Below are 16,773 nucleotides of genomic sequence, written 5' to 3'. Positions count from 1 at the left end.
GGAGGGGAGGGGCGCACTCCGGTCGTGCGGTGCCGGGTCAGACACCGACGGGCTCCCGTTCGCCGGCCGGTGCAGGCTTCTGAGGTGCCCGGGAGAGGCGGCCCGGCCACCACACCCGGCGGTTCAGGGCGACGCTCGCGCTGGTGACCAGGTAGGTGCGGACGAGGAAGGTGTCGAGGAGGACGCCGACGGCGATGACGAAGCCCAGCTCGACGAGTTGGACCATCGGCATGCTGGTGAGCACCGCGAAGGTGGCCGCCAGCACCAGCCCGGCGGAGGCGATGACGCCGCCCGTGGTGCGCAGCGCGGTGAGGGCGGCCCGCGTCGGTTCGGCGCCGTTGAGGGACTCCTCGCGCATGCGGTGCATCAGGAAGATGCCGTAGTCGACGCCCAGGGCCACCAGGAAGACGAAGGACAGCAGGCCGAGGCCCGGGTCGGTGCCCTCGAAGCCGAGGAGCGGTCCGAAGGTCAGGCCGGCGATGCCGAGGGCCGCGCCCCACACGGCGACCACGGCGGCGACCAGGATCAGCGGGGCGACCAGGGAGCGGAGCAGGACGACGAGGATCAGCAGGACCGACAGCAGCACCAGCGGGACGACGATGACGGTGTCCCGGGCGTTGGTGTCCTCCAGGTCGATCTGCTGGGCGCTGGGGCCGCCGACGTAGGAGCCGTCGAGGCGGTCGCGCAGGTCCTCGATGGTGGCGGTCTCTGCGGCCGACTGGGGCGGGGCGGAGGCCAGGACGGTCAGTTCGGTCCAGCCGTCGCCGCTGCGGCCCCGTTCGGCGCTCACCACACCCTGTGTGTCGCGGGCCTCGGTGAGGGCGGCTTCGGCGCGGTCGGTGGGGGCGATGACGGTGATGGGCTGGGTACCGCGCTCCGGGTAGGCGGCGGCAAGGGTCTCCATGGCGGCGATGGCCTCGGGCTTGGAGGTGAAGGTGTCCTCCTGCTTGAGGTTGCCGGGGAGGTTGAGCGAGCCGAGGGCGAGTGCGCCGAGCAGGAGGGCGCCGCCCACCAGGACCGCGCGGGGGCGGCGTTCGGCGGAGCCGCCCATCGCCGTGAACAGCGACTTGCGGGCCTTGGGCGTGCTGCCGTAGCGGGGTACGAGGGGCCAGAAGACGCGGCGGCCCAGCAGGACCAGGATCGCGGGGAGCAGGGTGAGCATGGCGGCCAGCGCACACAGTACGCCGACGGTGCCGAGGGGGCCCATGCCCCGGCTGGAGTTGAGGTCGGCGGCGAGCAGGCAGAGCAGGCCGGCGGCGACGGTGCCGGAGGAGGCGAGGACGGCGGGGCCGCAGCCGCGCAGGGCGGCGAGCATGGCGTCGTGGGGGCGTTCGATGCGGCGCAGTTCCTCGCGGTAGCGGGAGACCAGCAGCAGCGCGTAGTCGGTGCCGACGCCGAAGACCAGGATGGTCATGATGCCCGAGCTCTGGCCGGACACCGAGGTGCCGAACCACTGGTTGAGGCCGTAGGCGACGCCCATGGAGAGGTAGTCGGCGATTCCGGCGACGGCGAGCGGGACCAGCCACAGGAACGGGCTGCGGTAGATGAGGATGAGGAGGAGGGCGACGACTGCGGCGGTGGTGTAGAGGAGCGGGCCGTCGAGGGAGTTGTAGACCTCGGAGGCGTCGGTGGCGAGGGCGCCCGCGCCGCCGACGTCGGCGCTCAGACCGTCGCCGCCCTCGGCGATGTCCCGTACGGCGTTGACCAGGGCGTCGCGGGCCTCCTCGTCCTGGCCGGGCTCGGTGCTGGCGACCGGGTACATGAGGGTGGTGCCGTCCTTGGACGGGATGCCGGCCGGGCGGTCGGTGAGCGGGTGCGCGGACGCGATCTCGGCGATCTGGCCGGCGGCGGTGGCCTTGTCGGCGGCGGTCAGGCCGGTGTCGCGGTGGTAGACGACGACCATTTCGGTGGCCTCGCCGCCGGGCAGCCGGTCCTGGATCTTCGCCACCTGGGTCGAGTCGGCGCTCGCCGGCAGGTAGTCGACGGCGCGGTCGCGCTGCACGTCGGACAGTTTCGACGCGAACGGCGCGGCGATCGCCAGTACGGCGATCCACAGGCCGAGCACCAGCCACGGCAGGGCCCGGCGCCGCCCGCCGCGCGTCCTCCCCCGTGTCTCCCCGTGTGTCCTTGCTGCCCCCATGGGACGGTCTCCTCCGGTCGGATGTCTGGTTCGGTGTCTCCAGACTTCCGGCGGCGGGGCGCCGTCGCGTCGGGCCCGAGGGCGAGTCGGCGGCTACTGCCCCGGGTGACAGGCGGGCGCCCGTACTCCCCGGGGAGTAACCGGGCGGCCGGTCAGGCCCGGTCGACCATCCAGTTGCCGTCCTCCTCGGCGTCCACCCGTACCTCCAGCTCGCGCAGGCCCATGCCCGCGTCCCAGAGTTCCCGGAAGCGTTTGAGCCGGTCCCGTACGTACTCCTGGCGGGCGGTGAGCCGGGTGCGGACGTTGACGTCGCGCAGGTCCTGCTCGATCTCGAAGGACACCTCCTCGTCGTAGAGGATGAAGTCGTTGGTGGTGCCGCGCTGGAGGTGCGGGGGCAGTTCGGGCAGGACGGCGGCGCGTACGTCGATGCGGCGCAGTTCCTGCTCCTCGCACAGGCGCAGCAGCCGGTCGTCGAGTTCCCGGGCGCTCTCCAGGAGGAACAGACGGCGTACGGTCACGCCCTGTTCGTCGATCGCGGCCTGCTGGGCGTCGAGGTAGCGGCCGGCCGGTTCGCTGTTCCAGAACAACCGGTCGACGGACGTGCTGGTGGCGCAGATCGAGTGCTCGGCGGCGCGGGTGAGGGTGAGCATCCAGTCGTGGTTCTCGCCGGGGCACTCGGCGCTGAGGTTGGTGAGGTCCGCCATGTGGCCGACGACCCGCGCCATCTCCATGTGGACGAAGGTGTGCAGGATGGACGGTTCCGGCAGCAGGACGTCGGCGAAGCCCTTGGCCAGGTCGGGCACGCTGTCGATACGGACCGGGTCCAGGGGGCGGGGCTCGGCGGGCGCCGGTCCGTGGTCGACCTGGGTGACGTGGGTCTCGACGAGTTGCTTCACGTCCTGGGTGTGCCGGGTCAGGCCGGTCTTCAGTTCGTCGTCGTAGCGGGTCAGGCCCTCCCGTACGGCGGCGGTGTTCTCGGCCAGCGCGCTCTCCACCCGTTGGGTGTGCTCCTCCAGGCGTGCGTGTCCGGGGTGCGGGGCCAGGCCGAGGACGTACTGGACGAGCAGTGCCGCGCCCGCGCAGAGGACGGCGGCCGCGAACTGCCGCAGGGTGCCGTCGTCCGGGCTCAGCAGGGCCGTGACGCTCCAGAAGAGGCCGCCGACGACCAGGGCGGTCAGCAGCATGCGCGCCCAGGGGGACTCGCCCCTCAGGCCGGGCGGTCGGTTCGTGTCGTTGTCGTCGGGTCGGGGTGACTGTGCCGTGCTCATCTCGCTTCTCCCCCCGTTGGGATACGCGTCGGGTCGGGATGGACCGGGTGGCCCGGGTGCGGGGATGTGCGTGGGAGGCGCCGGCGGCCGGTCAGGGGACCGCTTCCACCTCCCGGTGCGGTGCGGGAATGGCGTGCAGGGTGAGCTGGTCGCGGATGCGCTGCACCAGCGTGCGCCACTGCCGGGTGAAGCCGGGGCGTTCCTCCAGCGGGTCCCACAGCGGGGCCAGTTCGGGGGAGACCCTGGCGCGGGGCATCCACAGGTGCAGCAGGTGGTCGACGGCCGGGCCCAGGGTGCGGACGACGGCGGTGGTGTCCCGGGCGGTGCCCGTGCCCAGGCGGACGCCGTCGAGCATGCGGACGACGGTGGTGAGCAGCCAGTCGTGCAGGGCGAGGTCCTCGCAGAGTGCGGCGAGGTCGGCGACGGGGGTTCCTTCGGGGACGCGGAGGCGGACGGTGCGTACTTCGTCCTCGGCGAGGGTGAAGCGTTCGAGGGCGGGGCCCTCGTCGGGGTGTGCGGGCAGGGCGGCCCAGCGGAGGCGGGTGGGGCGGGAGCGGAAGGGCGGGTTCTGGTCGAGCAGGGGGTGGCGCAGGAGTCGGGTGAGCAGGCCGTCGGCGATCAGTCCGGCGTCGAGGTCGCCGTGGCGCGGCCCGTCGAGCACGCCCTGCGCGACCGCCTCGTGGGGGAGTTTGCCGAGGGGTTCGACGACTGACGGGCGCACCAGGTACTCGCCCCAGGGGCGCCGCTGGTCGGGGCCGGTGGCGGGCAGTTGGAGGCGGGCGGAGGTCTGCAGGACGCGGCCCTCGGTGAGCGCGGCGCGGGCGGCGACGGTGCCGACGGCGCGGACGCGGGCGCCGTTGGCGCTGGGCAGCGGGCAGTCGACGCCGGTGAGGGTGTCGGGGGAACGCGCGTAGAGGCCGGGGCGCTCGGAGGTCAGGACGCGTTCGTCGGCGCGCAGGGCCAGGAGCTGGGCGGCGGCCCGGACGTCGAGGGCCTGCCGGGCGGGCAGCAGGCAGGTGCGGATCTCACCGCAGGCGAGTACGGCGCGCGGGGTGTCCTGCCGCGGCGCCATGTCAGTGCCCCGGGTAGAAGACGTAGGAGACGCGGTCGGCGACCGAGTCGGGGACGGGCGTGCGTTCGCGGCCGGAGCGCTCGGCGACCTGCTCCAGGGCCCCGGGGTCGACCTCGGTCTGGTCGAGGATCACGCGGACGGCGTGCTCCACGGGGAGGAAGCGGGTGGGCAGGACGGAGCAGGTGCGGTAGGCGGCGAAGGGGTCGGCGCGGTCGTTGAGCTTCAGCAGGGTGGGCAGCTCGTCCCAGTCTTCGGGGAAGCCGGTGGTGGTGTGCGGCTGGGGGGCGAGGACGGGCTCGCCGTCGTTGCGCAGGAGGCCGAGGCGGGCGAGTTGCCAGACGGCGGCGAGGAAGGGGCAGGACCAGGTGCGGTGCCCTTCGGCGTCGTCGCTCCACAGTTCGGCGTCGAGGAAGACGGAGTGGCGGCGGGCGGCGGTCTCGTGCGGCGGCTGCCAGGGGACGGCCCGTTTCATGGCCTGCGGGGCGCGGGCGACGGGGCTGCGCTCGCCGTTGGCCAGCCAGCCGGTCTGCGCGGCGGGCGGGCGCAGGCCGTGGCTGCCGGGCGGCGGCGACTCGACGATGCGGCCGGCGACGGCCTCGGCGACGGGCACCTTTCCGGTGACGGCGCATCCGGACTCGCGGGCGAGGTAGTCGACGCTCAGCCCGGCCCGCTCGGCCTCGGCGAGGAGCATGGGGACGACTTCGGCGGGGGTGGAGAAGCGGGTGAAGTAGTCGTCGATGAGGAAGCAGGTGCTGATCCGGGCGCGTTTGCCGCCGGTGCGGGCGGTGGCGGCGGCGCGGGCCGCCTCCGCCCACGGGCGTACTTCGGCGAAGTGGCGGCGCAGGCGTTCCGGTCCGGCCTCGAAGTCCTCCATGTAGAGGTGGCCCAGCTCCAGGGAGAGGTGGGCCAGCGGCACCGACCGGTTGCGCGGCTCGGCGGCCGTCTCGCGGAAGACTGCGTCCGTCACGGCCGCCCCCAGTGCGCGTCGTCCGTCAGGCGCCGGGCGATCTCCTCCAGCGCCTCCAGGGTCTCCTTGTTGGCGATCTGGGTGGCGAGGACGTCCTCCTCGGTGATCAGCTGCTCGCGCCACTGGAGTATGGGTTCGAGGGGCACGGTGCCGAGGACCACGCTGTCGCCGATGCGCTGCTCGGCGGCGAGCCGGCGCAGTGCCTCGTCGCAGGCCTGCATCCAGGCGGCCTGGGCGGGCGAGCCCTGGGACCACAGCGGCGACTCGGGGTCGGGTACGGCCGCCCGCACGAAGCGGATCGCGGCCTGGAGGGTCGCCTTGTCGTGGCCGCGTTCGACGCCGCCGCCGATGATGCCGTGCGGGGCGTGGACCAGGCCGGAGGCGGCGATGACGTGCTGCCGGGTCCAGCGGTGGAAGACGAGCCAGCGGAAGGGGACGTTGCGCATCCGGGGGTGGGCGGTGGCCGCGAGGACCATGTCGACGGCGTAGCTGCGGCCGGCGCTGAGGTCGACGACGGTGACGTCGAACTCGCCGTTGAGCCGCAGCAGCAGGTCGATGCACCGCTGAAGCGCCTCCTCGCCGACGGCGAACTCGCCGCCGCCCGCGTCGCCGGGCAGCAGGACGAGGCGGCCGGACTGGTTGGGGCGGGCGCGCAGCAGGGGGTGCTCGGTCTGCCGCCAGACGTCGATCCGGGCCGGTTCGGCGACCTCGCCCTCCAGGTAGGAGTGCAGGCCGTGTTCCTCGGTGCCGCGCATCGCGCCGGGCACGTCGAAGACGGCGGCGGCGGTGGGCGAGCCGAAGTCGAAGTCGACGTAGGCCACGTGGTCGCCGGTGAGGGCGCGCTGGTAGGCCAGGTTGGCGCTGGTCACCGAGCGTCCGGTGCCTCCCTTGTCGGAGGCCGCGAAGACGAGCACGCTCACACCTCCTGTGCGGCGGCGCCCCGGGCCTGGGCCAGGGTGTCGAGTTCCTGGAGGACGGGCAGGGCGAGGGCGAAGGCGGTGGCGGGACGCTCGTCGACGAGGCCGCGGGCGTGGTCGAGGCGGTTCTCGATGCTGCGCATGGCCCGGGCTCTGCTGCCGTCGGCGGCGGCGGACGCCTCCAGCTGCTCCTTGCCGAACAGGTGGGTGGCCTCGCTGAGCAGTTCACGGGCCAGCTCGGCGAGTTCGGGGCTGCGGATGGGTTGCTGTTCGTAGAGGTTGCGGGCGGCGACGAGGCATTCGGTGACGCGCTCGGTCATGCTCCACGACATGCGCAGCTCGGCGTGGTGCGCGTCGGGGTAGACGGCCTGGACGTCGTCCCAGAGGCCGGCGCCGTCCTCGTCGTCGATCCGCCGGGACCACAGGTGCTCGAAGGCCTGCTCGGCGAGGCGCAGCAGCCGGTCCTGGGCGCCGATGTTCCGGGAGAGCTCGGCGAGCTGGATGATCCGCTTGAGGAGTTGGGCGGAGAAGTCCCGCATCCGCCACAGCAGTTGCCCGCCGCTGCGCTCGGACCCGGCGAGCGGCATGGTGACGCCGGGGTTGTGCAAGGTGATGGTGGGGTCGTTCCTGGTCATCCGGCTGGTGACCCGGCCGCGGTCGGCGAGGCGTTCCATGACGGCGACGGTGCGGGTGAGGTCGTCGTCGGTGGCCTTCCGGCGGACCAGGTCGTGGACGAGGATGGCGGCGACGGTGAGGGAGAAGTACTCGGACTCCAGTTGCAGTCCGGTGGTCTGCCAGGGCAGGTCCTCCAGGGGCCAGCGTTCGGTGCCGAAGCGGGCGATCGCGGACCAGTACTGCTGGCTGAGTTCCCAGCGCAGGCGCAGCATTTCCGCGAGCTTCTGCTGGTCCTCGTCGAGCAGGCCGAGGGTGAGGGTGCGGTCGGAGAACAGGTCCTGGATGCCGTCGAGGGCGACGACGGTGAAGTACACGTAGGGCAGCCGGTCGGCGATCCCGGCGGGCTGGCCGGGGACCGGTGCGGTCAGGTGGGTGACCTCGGGGGCGTCCTGCACGATGCCCCAGGCCCAGCCGCACTCGAAGAGCTGGCTCTCGTCGCGGATGCCCTCGTCGACCTCGATGCCGCGCGAGAGGCTCTCGATGATGGTGGCGCGCAGGGGACGTAACCGGCGGGAGAACTGCTGGAGGACGGCTCGGTCGGACTGTCTGCCCTGGCCGACGACCTGGATCAGTCTCCTGCCCTGCTCGGACTCGGCGTCGAAGACGTTGACGGTGAAGGAGCGCAGCAGGCTGACCATGGCGGCGGTCAGCCGGGCGTTGGTCGCATCGCGCAGCTCGGCGATCGACCTGTGCACCTCGGGGCGGGTGGTGGTGGTCTCGTAGACCTTGAGGAAGCCGAGGGTGGCGAGGCAGAGCGTGACGGACATGGAGTAGGAGTCGACCACGCCCAGCTGGGCCTGTTCGTGGGTGATCCGGCCGTCGGGTTCGCCGGGGCGGAAGTAGTGCCCGCCGGAGAAGGTGGGGCTGTCGTCCGTGCCGGTGTGGGTGCGCATGAACTGGGTCAGCGCGGTGATCAGGTTGGGCGGGATCTCCAGGCGGCTGCCGACCCGGTCGAGGGCGCGCAGCACGTCACGTTCGGTGGTGTCCGGCTGGTCGAGCCGGAAGGCGGGTACCTCGGTGGCCGGGTAGAGCAGGCACAGCAGGCGTTCGGCGTCCGCGACGCTGCTCAGCCCGTCGGTGTCCCCCCAGACGAGTTTCCCGTCGTCGAACGAATGACGGGCCATGGCCTGCCAGATGTCCAGCAGATGCTGGCGTGGCTTGATCTGCATCCCCGCACCCCTCGTACAGATCCGCTTGCCCTGTGTTCAGCATGGTCCCCGTTCCTACGGGGCGGCAACCACCGCATTGCGCCGTCCCAGGGCGAGGATCATTCCCTCGTGTCCCGGCCGCACCATGTGGTGCAGATCGTGGATTTCCAGCTCTCCCGTGAACGGCTCCAGGCTCTCCCTGACCTGGTCCTCGTTCACCCGGTAGGCCGGGTAGTCGTGGTCTCCGACGCGGTAGCCGACCGATTCCTTCATGAAAGCGGTGGCGAACGGAGCGCCGTCGCTCAGCGCGTTCATGAAGCAGCGCACGCCCCGGTGGAACTCGTCGGCGCACTCGGACATCGAGTCGGCGACGAAGAACATCGTGCCGAGGTCCCAGCGGCGGCTGCCGTCCTCCAGGTCGAAGAGGTTGCCGCGTTCCACCCGGACGATCTCGCCGAACCGGCTCCTGGGCTCGGTCGCGGCGTACGCCGGGGCCTCGCTCAGCTCGTCCCAGAACGCGTCCCACGCCGTGTCGTAGCCGTCGGAGGAGGTCTGCCGCTCCAGGTACTCGACGTTCGGGCGCGCGTACTCCAGCAGCAGCACCTTCTCGCACCAGGGGAGCATGGAGAGCGCGGGGTACAGGTTGGCGCCGGCCCCGACGTCGATGCCCCGGACCGTGCCGGGGACGGCCGTGGCTCCGCTTCCGGCTTCCGTGAAGCAGCGGCTGAACCAGTCGCGCATCAGCCGGACGATGAGGAGGTCGACCTCGAGCGGCGTCCGGTAGTTGTTGTCGACGTACACCTCTGGATCGAACTTCGACCACGGTGCGTCGGCGTTGCGATCCATAGTCACCCTGCCGCGTTTCTTCCGGTTCCGGACAAGCCTCAGTGCCGTGCAAGGTAAGCCACCACGACGTGCCGAAGAGCCTGAAACACGCGAGCCCTGTCCGCCGGGCGCACGTCGGGCGCATCGTCGCACACCCTAACTCGCCCTTGCACGGGGGAAGTTGGACGCTCACTGTAGCCAGAAGGAGTCTCCGGCCGCCATACGAAGGCCCGCACTCCAACGTGTGAACAGCGCATCCGTCGAGTTGACCTCGCGTGTCCCGACTGGGGGGTTGCATGACCGCCGAACCGCTGGAACGTTCCCTCGACCACCACGACCGGCTCACGGACCCCGGTACTCACCGTCCGGACGACCCGCCCCTGGTCCTGCGCACGGCCGGCGAGGCAGACCTGCCCGAGCTGAGGCGGCTGGACGAGGAGGTCTTCCAGGAGTTCGCCTACCCCGGTTTCCTGCTGCGCCAGCTCTTCGACATGTACGAGGAGCACTTCCTGGTGCTGGACGACGGCACCGGCCGGCTGCGCGGCTACGTGCTGGCGGGCACCCGGGCGCTGGGCGCGGACAGCTGGATACTCGGGCTGTGCGTGACGCCGGACCGCCGGCGCCACGGCCTGGGCCGGGAGCTGATGACGGAGGTGCTGGACCGGCTGCGCCGGGACGGCATACGGGTGGTGCGCCTGACCGTGGAGCCCGCCAACCTCGCGGCCATCTTCCTCTACCGGGGCCTCGGCTTCCGCCCGGAGGAACCCGACGGCGGCCTGCGCCCGGACTACTTCGGGCCGGGGGCGCACCGCCAGATCATGCGGCTGAACCTCGATTCGGGAATGCCGGAGGGGGCTCTTCCCTAGGAAGGCGTGCCCGCCGACTCCAGCAGGCGGGTCACGTCGTCGGAGCAGATGGTCAGGGCCGCGCCGACCGTCGCCAGGGCGTCGCGTTCGGCGGGGGTGTAGGGGCCGTCGGCGAGCGCGATGCGGGCGCCCTGGAGCAGGATCGACTCGCGGCCGACGGTGGCGAGGTGCGGGGCCAGCGGGTCCAGCGCCTCGTGCAGCTCTATGGCCAGGCCGGGCACGCAGGGCTCGCCGCGGACCCGGCCGGTGTCCGCCTCCAGCGCCTCCACCAGCGCGCTCAGCTGGTCCTCGTCGCAGTCCTCGAAGCCGGCCGCGCGCACCGCGACGGCGGCCGTCTCCAGCGAGGTGCGGGAGCAGGTGCCGCCCGCCGTGAGGACGGCGAGGGCGACGGTGTGCACGGCGTCGCGGAGCATCGCGGAGAAGCGGGTGGTGGTGGGGTGGTCGAGGACGTCGGTGCCGTAGTGGCCGCGGCAGGCGGCGCACTCGACGGTCGGCGCGGACTCGCCGCGCGGCAGCACGGGGACGCCGAGGAGGGTGAAGCGGCGGCGGCCGGTCAGGCGCTGGTAGTTGCGGTCGCCCCCGCAGCCGGGGCAGAAGAACTCACCGTCGCCGACGGGCGTCCACGCGGTGCGGGTGCCCAGGATGCGTGGCAGCCGGGCAGCTCGGCCGTTTCGTCCCCGTCCTGGCAGCACGTCGCACCTCCGTAACCGCGCGACAGCATCGTCGCGCTGGCGTGATGTTAGCCACATCACCGACGTGGAGTCAGTACCCAGGAGGAGACCTTTCCGTGACCTGCACGGGGAGATGGCCGGTATACGACGGGGCCCCGCCCGCCGTTTTCCGGCGAGCGGGGCCTCGAACCACCGATTCGGCTGGTCAGCGCGTAGCGCGGTTGACGGCGGAGACGACCGCCTTCAGCGAGGCGCGCGTGGTGTTCGCGTCGATTCCGATGCCCCACAGCACCTTGTCGCCGATGGCGCACTCGATGTAGGACGCGGCCTGCGCGGAGGCGCCCTCGCTCATCGTGTGCTCCTGGTAGTCCAGCAGCCGTACGTCGATGCCGACGCCCTGCAGCGCGTGGAAGAACGCCGAGATCGGGCCGTTGCCGGTGCCGACCAGGGTGGTCTCCGCGCCGTCGACCGTGGCGTCGACGGTGAGGGTGTCGACGCCGTCGCGGTCGGTCGTGGTCTGGCCGTTGGCGACCTGGATGCGGCCCCAGGGGTTGTCGGGGTTGGGCAGGTACTCGTCCTGGAAGACGTCCCAGATGGCGGTGGGCGTGATCTCGCCGCCCTCGGCGTCGGTCTTGGCCTGGATCAGCTTGGAGAACTCGATCTGCATGCGGCGCGGCAGGTCCAGCTTGTGGTCGTTCTTCAGGACGTAGGCGATGCCGCCCTTGCCGGACTGCGAGTTGACGCGGATGACCGCCTCGTAGGAGCGGCCGACGTCCTTGGGGTCGATCGGCAGGTAGGGGACGGCCCACTCGATGTCGTCGACGGTGACGCCGCGAGCCGCCGCGTCGGCCTCCATGGCGTCGAAGCCCTTCTTGATGGCGTCCTGGTGGGAGCCGGAGAAGGACGTGTAGACCAGGTCGCCCACGTACGGGTGGCGCGGGTGGACCTCCATCTGGTTGCAGTACTCCCACGTGCGACGGATCTCGTCGATGTCGGAGAAGTCGATCTGCGGGTCGACGCCCTGGGAGAACAGGTTCATGCCCAGGGTGACCAGGTCGACGTTGCCGGTGCGCTCGCCCTGCCCGAAGAGGCAGCCCTCGACGCGGTCGGCGCCGGCCATGACCGCCAGCTCGGCCGCCGCGACGGCCGTACCGCGGTCGTTGTGCGGGTGGACGGACAGGCAGACGTACTCGCGGCGGGACAGGTTGCGGCCCATCCACTCGAAGCGGTCGGCGTGCGTGGACGGCGTGGAACGCTCCACCGTGGCGGGCAGGTTGAGGATGATCTCGCGGCCGGGGCCGGGCTGGTAGGTGTCCATCACCGCCTCGCAGACCTCCAGGGCGAAGTCCAGCTCGGTGTCGGTGAAGATCTCGGGGCTGTACTGGTAGCCGAACTCCGTCTCCGGGCCCAGCAGCTTCTCCGCGTACTCCATGACCAGGCGGGTGCCGTCGACCGCGATCTGCTTGATGTCGTCGCGCGAGCCGCGGAAGACCACGCGGCGGAAGACGGGAGCGGTGGCGTTGTACAGGTGGACGGTGGCCTTCTTGGCGCCCTGCAGGGACTCCACCGTGCGCTCGATCAGGTCCTCGCGGGCCTGGGTCAGTACGGAGATGGTGACGTCGTCCGGGATGGCGCCCGGCTCCTCGATGATGGAGCGTACGAAGTCGTAGTCGGTCTGGCCGGAGGCGGGGAAGCCGACCTCGATCTCCTTGTAGCCCATCTTGACCAGCAGGTCGAACATCGCGCGCTTGCGGGCGGGCGACATGGGGTCGATCAGCGCCTGGTTGCCGTCGCGCAGGTCGGTGGAGAGCCAGCGGGGAGCGGTGGTGATCCGCTGGTTCGGCCAGGTGCGGTCGGCGATGTCGACCTGCTCGTAGCCTCGGTACTTGCCGGTCGGCATGGGGCTGGGCTGCTGACGGTTGGCCATGATGGCGTGGGCTCCTCGTGATGTACGCGGTGTCCGCGTGTCCGGAAGGACGGCCGACGCGCACCACTCAGCACCGCGGGGAGGGAGTCGGCCTCTTACAGGCCCTCGCCGCGGCAGCTAAGGAGAAGCAGCCCGAAACGCATGGTGCCCAGCACCTTAGCCGAGTCACGCCGGTCACGCGGGTGTGTATCAGTATGCGGGACCGCGGGGACAACCGGGACAAAAAGTGCCGTATACCACTCGCCGCCGGTCACGGGGTGTCTTGGCGCCGGTTTTCACCAATCGTGGTTGCGAATGGTGACAGTGGCGTCACGCAGTGCAAGGGTGCCGGACATGACGACATACGGGGGCTTCGAGCCCGTCTTCTGCACCATCGTGCCGCCCCACGTCCTCGACAAGCTCGCCCAGCACGAGGACCCCGTGCTCGCCGGACCCGCCCGCCGGACCCTCCAGCGCGACGCCTTCGAGCGCACCCACCGCTCGCTGACCACGGTCATCGGCGCCCCCACCGTCGCCCCGCGCCCCGGCGCCGGTGCCGAGGCCGGGCAGCCGCAGCGCACCGTCTTCGACGCCCGGCACGGCACCGACCTGCCGGGCAGGAAGGTGCGCGGCGAGGGCGAGGAGCCCGGCAAGGACGCCACCGTGAACCGCGCCTACGCGGGCCTGGGCGCCACCTTCGAGCACTTCCTGAAGGTGTACGGACGCGACTCCATCGACGGCGCCGGCCTGCCGCTGGACGCGACCGTGCACTACGACCGCGAGTACGACAACGCCTTCTGGAACGGCGAGCAGATGGTCTTCGGCGACGGGGACGGGGAGATCTTCCTCGACTTCACCATCCCCCTCGACGTCATCGGCCACGAGCTGACCCACGGCGTCACCCAGCACACCGCCAACCTGACCTACTACGGCCAGCCGGGCGCCCTCAACGAGTCGGTGTCCGACGTCTTCGGCGCCCTCATCAAGCAGTACTCGCTCGGCCAGACCGCCGCCGAGGCCGACTGGCTGATCGGCGCCGGGCTGCTCGCCCCGCGCGTGACGGGCGTGGCGCTGCGCTCCATGAAGGAGCCGGGCACGGCGTACGACGACGACGTGCTGGGCAAGGACCCGCAGCCCGCGACGATGGACGACTTCGTGCGCACCGGCCGCGACAACGGCGGCGTGCACATCAACTCCGGCATCCCCAACCACGCCTTCTACCTCGTCGCCACCGCGCTCGGCGGGCACGCCTGGGAGCGGGCGGGACTGGTCTGGTACGACGTGCTGACCGGCGGCGAGCTGGCCCAGGACGCGCTGTTCGCGGACTTCGCGACGCTCACCGTGAAGGCGGCCCGGGAGCGGTACGGGGACGCGGAGGAGCTGGAGGCGGTGCGCAAGGCCTGGGAACAGGTCGGGGTGCGCACGCTGTAGTTCCGTACTAGACACGGGTCCATGCGGATTCAGGTGAGGCGCACAGGAGGCTTCGCGGGCATCGAACGCCACGCGGAGGTCGAGACCGCGGGCCGTCCCGACGCGGCTCGGTGGCACGCGCTGGCCGAGCGGGCGGTCGCCGACGGGCGGACCACGCGGCCCGTCGGGGTGCCCGACGGGTTCAGCTACCAGATCACCGTGGACGGCGCGACGGTGTACGCCGCCGATCCCCGGCTGACCGAGGAGCAGCGCAGGCTGATCTCGTGGGTGCTGAAGGAGGGGGCGTAAGCCGGTGGTGGCGCACGGGCGTTGACTTCCCTTACCGGCGGTACGGATGATCCGCGCATGGCGACTGAGTCGGGCACGGACGCGATGCCGCGGTTCCCGGAGGGCTTCCTGTGGGGCGTCTCCACGTCCGCGCACCAGATCGAGGGCGCGGCCGGCCTGCGGGGGCCGTCCGTGTGGGATGCCTTCACGGCCGTACCCGGGCGGGTGAAGGACGGCTCGACGGCGGCGGTGGCCTGCGACCACTACCACCGCTACCGCGAGGACGTGGCGCTGCTGGCGGACCTGGGCGTGGGCGCCTACCGCTTCTCGGTCTCCTGGCCGCGGGTGGACTCCCCCGGCGGCCTCGGCTTCTACGACCGCCTCGTCGACGAGCTGTGCGCGGCGGGCGTGCGGCCGGTGCCGACGCTCTTCCACTGGGACCTGCCGGCCGGGCTGGACTGGCGGGAGCGGGACACGGCGTCGCGGTTCGCGGAGTACGTGTCCCGGGTCGCGGACCGGCTCGGCGACCGCGTCGGCAAGTGGATCACCCTCAACGAGCCCGCCGAGCACACCCTGCTGGGCCACGCGCTCGGTGTGCACGCGCCGGGCGAGCGGCTGCTGTTCGACGCCCTCCCCGTGGCCCACCACCAGCTCCTCGCGCACGGACTGGCGGTACGGGCCCTGCGCGCGTGCGGCGCCACCGACGTCGGGATCGCCAACTCGCACGGGCCCACGTGGCCCGCCTCCGACGGGGCGGCCGACCGGGAGGCGGCGGAGTTCTACGACGTCCTGCTGAACCGGATGTTCGCCGACCCGGTGCTGACCGGCCGGTACCCGGAGGGCGTCGGGGAGCTGATGCCGGGGGACGTGCACGCCGACCTGGAGGTCATCGCCGAGCCGCTGGACTGGTACGGCGTGAACTACTACGCGCCGACGCGGGTGGCCGCCCCGCAGGGTGCGGAGATCGAGTTCGGGGGCGTGACACTGCCGGCGGAGCTGCCGTTCTCGGTGATCGCCGTCGAGGGCCGGCCGCTGACGGACTTCGGCTGGCCGGTCGTCCCCGAGGGCCTGACGGAGCTGCTGACCGGCTTCCGCGACCGCTACGGCGACCGGCTCCCGCCCGTCGTCATCACCGAGAACGGCTGCTCCTACGAGGGCCTCGACGACCGGGACCGCGTCGCCTACCTCGACGGGCACGTGCGGGCCCTGCACCGGGCGCTGGCGGCCGGGGTGGACGTGCGCGGCTACTTCGTGTGGTCGCTGCTGGACAACTTCGAGTGGGCCGAGGGGTACGCGCGCCGGTTCGGGCTGGTCCACGTGGACTTCACGACGCTGGAACGCACGCCCAAGACGTCGTACGGCTGGTACCGCGACCTGGTCCGCGGCCGGCTGTGAACGCCGGTCCGGTGAGCCGGTCCGATAAAAGGCCTCGGTGCTGTCGGCGGGGAGTCGTACGCTGGAGACAGCAGACACACCCGTCACGCGGCGCACGCCGCAGAGGAGGACGAGCAGGCCTAGAGCGCCGGCCCATGACTCAGACACCCTCAGCTCACACCCCCGCGCAGGGGCAGGCGAGAGCACAGATCACCGTCCCCGCCCAGCACCCCATGGTGACCGTACTGGGTTCCGGCGACTCCCTCCTGCGCGTGATCGAGAAGGCCTTCCCGGCGGCCGACATCCACGTCCGGGGAAACGAGATCAGCGCGGTCGGCGACACCCATGACGTCGCCCTCATACAGCGCGTGTTCGACGAGATGATGCTGGTGCTCCGCACCGGGCAGCCGATGACGGAGGACGCAGTGGAACGCTCGATCGCCATGCTCAAGGCGAGCGAGAACGGGGAGAGCGACGGCCAGGAGACCCCGGCCGAGGTGCTCACGCAGAACATCCTGTCCTCGCGCGGCCGCACGATCCGCCCCAAGACGCTGAACCAGAAGCGGTACGTCGACGCGATCGACAAGCACACCATCGTCTTCGGCATCGGCCCCGCGGGCACCGGCAAGACCTACCTGGCGATGGCCAAGGCGGTGCAGGCCCTGCAGTCCAAGCAGGTCAACCGCATCATCCTGACCCGCCCGGCGGTCGAGGCCGGCGAGCGGCTCGGCTTCCTGCCGGGCACGCTGTACGAGAAGATCGACCCGTACCTGCGCCCGCTGTACGACGCGCTGCACGACATGCTCGACCCGGACTCGATCCCGCGGCTGATGGCGGCGGGGACGATCGAGGTCGCGCCGCTGGCGTACATGCGCGGCCGCACGCTGAACGACGCGTTCATCATCCTGGACGAGGCGCAGAACACCAGCCCCGAGCAGATGAAGATGTTCCTCACCCGGCTCGGCTTCGACTCGAAGATCGTGATCACGGGTGACGTGACGCAGGTCGACCTGCCCGGCGGCACCAAGTCGGGTCTGCGGCAGGTGCAGGAGATCCTGGAGGGCGTCGAGGACGTCCACTTCTCCCGGCTGTCGTCGCAGGACGTCGTCCGGCACAGGCTGGTGGGCCGTATCGTCGACGCCTACGAGAAGTACGACAGCGACCACGGCACCGAGAACGGCGCGCACAAGCCGCACGGCAGGGCGTCCGGTGCCAAGGGCACCAAGGGGAAGTAGACCAGCACCAC

14 protein-coding genes are annotated in these 16,773 nt (G+C 71.6%); 5 read left to right on the top strand and 9 right to left on the bottom strand.

Features of this window, described 5'->3' with window-relative positions; all coding sequences use genetic code 11:
- Positions 1 to 37: 37 nt before the first annotated feature.
- The 7 genes from KUM03_RS26625 to KUM03_RS26595 form a co-directional block, all read right to left on the bottom strand.
- The gene (locus KUM03_RS26625) at positions 38 to 2,140 is read right to left on the bottom strand and encodes an MMPL family transporter (protein WP_217252026.1); all 2,103 of its coding nucleotides are present in this window, start codon (positions 2,138 to 2,140) and stop codon (positions 38 to 40) included.
- 152 nt (positions 2,141 to 2,292) lie between these two features.
- A complete protein-coding gene (locus KUM03_RS26620; protein ID WP_217252025.1) occupies positions 2,293 to 3,408 on the bottom strand; it encodes a hypothetical protein in 1,116 nt (371 codons plus the stop codon).
- 91 nt (positions 3,409 to 3,499) lie between these two features.
- Complete coding sequence (locus tag KUM03_RS26615) at positions 3,500 to 4,480, bottom strand: SCO2521 family protein (RefSeq protein ID WP_217252024.1); 981 nt, start codon at positions 4,478 to 4,480, stop codon at positions 3,500 to 3,502.
- A 1-nt stretch (position 4,481) separates the two neighbouring features.
- Positions 4,482 to 5,447: an SCO2522 family protein gene (locus KUM03_RS26610; RefSeq protein WP_217252022.1), complete on the bottom strand. Its 966-nt coding sequence runs from the start codon at positions 5,445 to 5,447 to the stop codon at positions 4,482 to 4,484.
- Positions 5,444 to 6,361: an SCO2523 family variant P-loop protein gene (locus KUM03_RS26605; protein WP_217253010.1), complete on the bottom strand. Its 918-nt coding sequence runs from the start codon at positions 6,359 to 6,361 to the stop codon at positions 5,444 to 5,446. The genes KUM03_RS26610 and KUM03_RS26605 overlap by 4 nt, the downstream gene beginning before the upstream one ends.
- 2 nt (positions 6,362 to 6,363) lie before the next feature.
- A complete protein-coding gene (locus KUM03_RS26600) occupies positions 6,364 to 8,208 on the bottom strand; it encodes an SCO2524 family protein (protein WP_217252020.1) in 1,845 nt (614 codons plus the stop codon).
- A gap of 54 nt (positions 8,209 to 8,262) precedes the next feature.
- On the bottom strand, positions 8,263 to 9,033 hold the full coding sequence (locus KUM03_RS26595) for an SCO2525 family SAM-dependent methyltransferase (protein ID WP_217252018.1): 771 nt from the start codon (positions 9,031 to 9,033) through the stop codon (positions 8,263 to 8,265).
- 275 nt (positions 9,034 to 9,308) lie between these two features.
- Between KUM03_RS26595 and KUM03_RS26590 the strand changes: the two genes are divergently transcribed.
- Positions 9,309 to 9,878 carry an N-acetyltransferase gene (locus KUM03_RS26590; protein WP_217252016.1) on the top strand — a complete coding sequence of 190 codons (570 nt, stop codon included), beginning with the start codon at positions 9,309 to 9,311 and terminating at the stop codon, positions 9,876 to 9,878.
- Here the strand turns inward: KUM03_RS26590 and KUM03_RS26585 are convergent.
- Together KUM03_RS26585 and leuA are read right to left on the bottom strand one after the other, a co-directional pair.
- Positions 9,875 to 10,570 carry a TerB family tellurite resistance protein gene (locus KUM03_RS26585; protein ID WP_217252014.1) on the bottom strand — a complete coding sequence of 232 codons (696 nt, stop codon included), beginning with the start codon at positions 10,568 to 10,570 and terminating at the stop codon, positions 9,875 to 9,877. The two genes, KUM03_RS26590 and KUM03_RS26585, sit on opposite strands and share 4 nt — an antisense overlap.
- A gap of 184 nt (positions 10,571 to 10,754) precedes the next feature.
- Positions 10,755 to 12,476 carry a 2-isopropylmalate synthase gene (leuA, locus tag KUM03_RS26580; RefSeq protein WP_217252012.1) on the bottom strand — a complete coding sequence of 574 codons (1,722 nt, stop codon included), beginning with the start codon at positions 12,474 to 12,476 and terminating at the stop codon, positions 10,755 to 10,757.
- A 333-nt stretch (positions 12,477 to 12,809) separates the two neighbouring features.
- Here leuA and KUM03_RS26575 point away from each other — a divergent pair, with 333 nt between their 5' ends.
- From KUM03_RS26575 to KUM03_RS26560, 4 genes are all read left to right on the top strand, one after another.
- Positions 12,810 to 13,886 (top strand): M4 family metallopeptidase, encoded by a 1,077-nt coding sequence (locus KUM03_RS26575; RefSeq protein ID WP_217252010.1) that lies wholly within the window; start codon positions 12,810 to 12,812, stop codon positions 13,884 to 13,886.
- Between the two features lie 21 nt (positions 13,887 to 13,907).
- Positions 13,908 to 14,174: a protealysin inhibitor emfourin gene (locus KUM03_RS26570; RefSeq protein WP_217252008.1), complete on the top strand. Its 267-nt coding sequence runs from the start codon at positions 13,908 to 13,910 to the stop codon at positions 14,172 to 14,174.
- 57 nt (positions 14,175 to 14,231) lie between these two features.
- Entirely contained in the window at positions 14,232 to 15,548 is a 1,317-nt protein-coding gene (locus KUM03_RS26565; RefSeq protein WP_217252006.1) for a GH1 family beta-glucosidase, read from the top strand.
- A gap of 134 nt (positions 15,549 to 15,682) precedes the next feature.
- Positions 15,683 to 16,762 carry a PhoH family protein gene (locus KUM03_RS26560; protein ID WP_217252004.1) on the top strand — a complete coding sequence of 360 codons (1,080 nt, stop codon included), beginning with the start codon at positions 15,683 to 15,685 and terminating at the stop codon, positions 16,760 to 16,762.
- The last annotated feature ends 11 nt before the right edge of the window (positions 16,763 to 16,773 follow it).

Source organism: Streptomyces sp. AC602_WCS936 (assembly GCF_019049125.1).
Classification (GTDB): Bacteria; Actinomycetota; Actinomycetes; order Streptomycetales; family Streptomycetaceae; genus Streptomyces.
Note: the sequence above shows the minus strand (reverse complement) of the source record. Positions and strands in the feature narration are given on the sequence as shown.